This window comes from Streptomyces sp. NPDC058279 (genome assembly GCF_042881255.1).
Classification (GTDB): Bacteria; Actinomycetota; Actinomycetes; order Streptomycetales; family Streptomycetaceae; genus Streptomyces.
In genome coordinates, this window is record NZ_JBHVYA010000047.1 from 1 (window position 1) to 3,337 (window position 3,337).

Below are 3,337 nucleotides of genomic sequence, written 5' to 3' on the forward strand. Positions count from 1 at the left end.
CGGGGCTATCCAGGACGGCTCCGACGCCGTGATCACACCAGCCACACCAAGATCATCTCACCCGTGATCAGCAGTTTCGGGACAACCCTTAGGGCAGCGCCGCGTTGATCCTTCGGGGGTTGATGCGGCTTTGAGTGGGCTGCCGTCGTAGGTCCAGCGGTAGGGCTTGGCGTCGTGTTCGTCGTAGGCCAAGACGAAGGTGTCGATGGCCGCGGTCAGTTCGTCGCGGAAGGCGAACTGGCCGCGGCGTAGTAGACGTCGGGTCAGGGTGGAGAAGAACAGCTCGTCGGGTAGCCCCAGCGCGTCTCCGCGCTGGGGCCCCCTCAGATCCGGCCGTGCCCGATTTCCAGGCAACCGGCTCAAGCAAGCCCCGAGGGCTGTCGGGCAGGCAGAAGTGCTGTCCCGGTGCTGCCGTCGCGGAGGCGGCGGTGGCAGTGGGCATGTATGAGACGGGTTGCGACGTGTCGAGTCGACGTTCTCCACGGTCAAGCTGCGGACGAAGGTCACCCGCGGTGCCGGCAGCCCGGCCGCGGCCCTGGCGATGGTGTTCAAACTGGTCGAGTCCGCACAGGCCCGCTGGCGCGCGATCACCGGGGCGCACCTGGTGCCCCTGGTCCGTGCCGGCGCCCGCTTCGAGAACGGTCACCTCGTGGAGCGGAGGACGGCTGGGATGCTGGCGTCCGCGCGGTCGCCAGCGACCTGCTGCGCGTCGCCTTCGCCGCACAGCGGGGGCGCGCCGCCTCCATGGTCTTCCCGGTTGCCCGCCTTCGACAGCCAGCTTGCCCTGTCCCGGCCGGGGCTCCGGTGGAGGAACCGGCCCCGGCCGTGGCGCTGGACGCGGAGGAGGTCCAGGCGGCGGCGCGGCGGTGCACGTGGGCCTTGACCGCCCCGGACGACTTTCTCCACCCGGAGGCGTCGGAGGAGATCCTGCCCGTGGTTCTCAGCACCGTACGCGAGGGCTAGCGGGACGGGACATCCAGCGCTTGGAGGCGTTCGCCGAACAGCACGGGGAGCGCCTTGCGGAGCTGCTGCGGGCGCACGGGCCCGGCAGCAAGCCCGCCTCACACGGCCGGTACATGCTGGTCGGCCGGCCCGAGAGTCTGATCCTCTGCGAACGGATGGAGAACGCCCCGTACCTCCTGCGCAATTGAACACTCCCCCGCCCTGGCGTCCGGCAACGCGTCCCCCGCAGGGAAGTTGCCACGCTCGTCGACCCAGCCGGCGTCGAGCGGGTGACCGCGAGGCATTGGCCGCGATCATCTTCGTGGCGGCCTCGGGCTGTGTCCTCTTCGGGGCCAATGCCCCCCGATTCGCACATCGTCATGCTTTCGTGACTGGCACAGACCCTTGATCGCCAAGGCTTTGAAACCGCCCTGCAAGTTGAGGTGAACGCGCTCAAGTGACCTTCGTGCCGATGTCCTGACCGGATTGCAGTCGGCTTTCCCGATCTTCTGCTACGTTCTTGATCTGCTTTCGCACCTCAGGGTCTCCGATGATGATCCGCGAGGTTGACGGGCTGTTGGATACCTGTGTGACGTCGACTTGCCCGCGGATCTGGTCGGGGCCGTCGTTCTGGCCCGAGGTGTAGTCAATCACCATGGCATTCTTGCTGCACATCAGTGATGCCCAGATCTTTTCACCACCGGCACCCGAGACGCTGTTGTAGGGACCTGCAGGGTAGCTGTTGCCTCCCCCGGACTTGGCGGGCCATTTTGACACCAGGTGAAGTCGTTGTTCGGTGGAGTCGCTCTTTGGGGTGACGATGATCCCACAAGAGTCACCGTTAGCGTAAGCAATTAGCCGCGTCTGCCCGTAGTTAATCTCGGAGAGCATTTTCACTAGCCCCCTTGATTCGTTCAGCGGATCATCTGCGACGTGGATCGTTTCCAATTTGATCAATGGAGTGTTTTGAGCTTCATTTGAGGGGGGACTTTCGTGGCTGCTTTCATTCTGACACCCCACGGTTAACGCAATGAGGGCAGCCCCGATTGCTAGAGTCCGCTTGATTCGAGCCATTGGGGCTGCACCTCACTTATGTTGTACCTTCAGTGCTTGTTTTGACTACTGCGCCCACTGATTGAAGCAGACGCCGACGGGCTTGTACGCCCAGACCTTCTTCCCCGTGGGGTAGTTGCCAGTGGAGCCCGTGTAGGCATCGGCCTGGTACACGTCGTAGAGGGGGAATGCCTGCACCGTTCCGCACTTGCCGGCGGGAACTTCGTAGCGCGTCTCGTTCTTGACGGCGTAGGAGTTGGTCACGCTCCAGCCCACGCCAGCCGAGACGTACTTGAGGTCGACGTTGATCTCCTTCGTGACGGTCGCGGCGACGCTCCTCTCGACGGACAGGACGAGCGTGGTCTTGCCCTGCCCGCTCGTCTGCTGGATCAAGCCGGTCCCGCACGACTGACTGATGACGCGAGCGTTCTTGATCCAATAGAAGTCTGACGTACCTGCCGGTGCCGGAGATATCGGGGTGGCGCTCTCGGTCGACAACGTGCTGGTTTCGGCCAGGCCCGCGTTCCTCTTGACCACCGTGTTCGGTCCGGGCGGAGGTGACTCGGTTTACCGCGGTAAACCAGACCACGCCAGCCGCTCCGCTGCCGATCTGGCCTTGGCTCCCGTCGGCGCGGAACAATCTCTGTTTACCGCGGCAAACCAGACCTCGTCCCCGAACGAAGGGACACCCGGCTCTGAGCAGGTCCTGGGTACCCTCCAGCCCGGCGGCGTACTGCAGAACGGGCCTGGTGTGCCTGACCCTCGCGGAGGGTTCCCGGAAGTACCTCAGCTTCCTAAGCCCCCCGTGAAGATGCCATGGGCCGATGGCGTGGCCAGCATGGACATCATTTTCGCGAAGCTCCTAGAAGGTGAGCGGCGCAGGGCCATCGCCCGCTATATCGAACTGCTGGGCACGGTGGAGGCATTCGTGGACGACCTCTCCGCAGCCAGCGACCCAGCCTTCCGAGCCCAGGTGGCTGAGCTGCTCCTCAAGGACCTGTAACCTCCAGCCGCAGCGTCCGACGACGCCAGAAACACAAAAGCGGCCCCCGCTATCCGGATCGAAGTCCGCACCCGCCACCGCACACCGTTGATCAACCGCCGCCGATTCCGCGACCTACGGCCCACACCCGCCGCAGGCAACAACGACTCCAACACCGACCACTGCTCGTCAGAGAGATCCCCACGCCCCACACCATGATCATCACTGCGCGAGACGCGGAACGGAACCCCAATCTAAAACACGGCCTAAGGGTTGTCCCGAAACTGCTGATCACGGGTGAGATGATCTTGGTGTGGCTGGTGTGATCACGGCGTCGGAGCCGTCCTGGATAGCCCCGTT

6 protein-coding genes and 1 pseudogene are annotated in these 3,337 nt (G+C 64.3%); 4 read left to right on the forward strand and 3 right to left on the reverse strand.

Annotated elements, in window-relative coordinates:
* Positions 1-463 precede the first annotated feature (463 nt).
* The 3 genes and pseudogenes from ACFVXJ_RS31135 to ACFVXJ_RS31145 form a co-directional block, all read left to right on the forward strand.
* Positions 464-664: pseudogene (locus ACFVXJ_RS31135) on the forward strand (IS256 family transposase); the annotation flags it as partial.
* A 161-nt stretch (positions 665-825) separates the two neighbouring features.
* On the forward strand, positions 826-963 hold the full coding sequence (locus ACFVXJ_RS31140; protein WP_389666816.1) for a hypothetical protein: 138 nt from the start codon (positions 826-828) through the stop codon (positions 961-963).
* A 20-nt stretch (positions 964-983) separates the two neighbouring features.
* Positions 984-1,151, forward strand: coding sequence for a hypothetical protein (locus tag ACFVXJ_RS31145; RefSeq protein ID WP_389666810.1), 168 nt, complete (start codon positions 984-986; stop codon positions 1,149-1,151).
* A gap of 244 nt (positions 1,152-1,395) precedes the next feature.
* Here ACFVXJ_RS31145 and ACFVXJ_RS31150 read toward each other — a convergent pair whose 3' ends face one another.
* Entirely contained in the window at positions 1,396-2,016 is a 621-nt protein-coding gene (locus ACFVXJ_RS31150; RefSeq protein ID WP_389666812.1) for a hypothetical protein, read from the reverse strand.
* A 45-nt stretch (positions 2,017-2,061) separates the two neighbouring features.
* Positions 2,062-2,388, reverse strand: a complete 327-nt coding sequence (locus tag ACFVXJ_RS31155; protein ID WP_389666813.1) for a hypothetical protein — start codon at positions 2,386-2,388, stop codon at positions 2,062-2,064.
* A gap of 85 nt (positions 2,389-2,473) precedes the next feature.
* On the opposite strand from ACFVXJ_RS31155, the gene ACFVXJ_RS31160 reads away from it, so the two are divergent.
* Entirely contained in the window at positions 2,474-2,998 is a 525-nt protein-coding gene (locus ACFVXJ_RS31160; protein ID WP_389666818.1) for a hypothetical protein, read from the forward strand.
* Here ACFVXJ_RS31160 and ACFVXJ_RS31165 read toward each other — a convergent pair.
* A complete protein-coding gene (locus ACFVXJ_RS31165; protein ID WP_389666814.1) occupies positions 2,890-3,189 on the reverse strand; it encodes a transposase in 300 nt (99 codons plus the stop codon). The two genes, ACFVXJ_RS31160 and ACFVXJ_RS31165, sit on opposite strands and share 109 nt — an antisense overlap.
* Between the last annotated feature and the right edge of the window lie 148 nt (positions 3,190-3,337).

Excerpts from the sequence above, each read along its gene's own strand:
- ACFVXJ_RS31150 (WP_389666812.1), bottom strand. The coding sequence starts at position 2,016 with ATGGCTCGAATCAAGCGGACTCTAGCAATCGGGGCTGCCCTCATTGCG.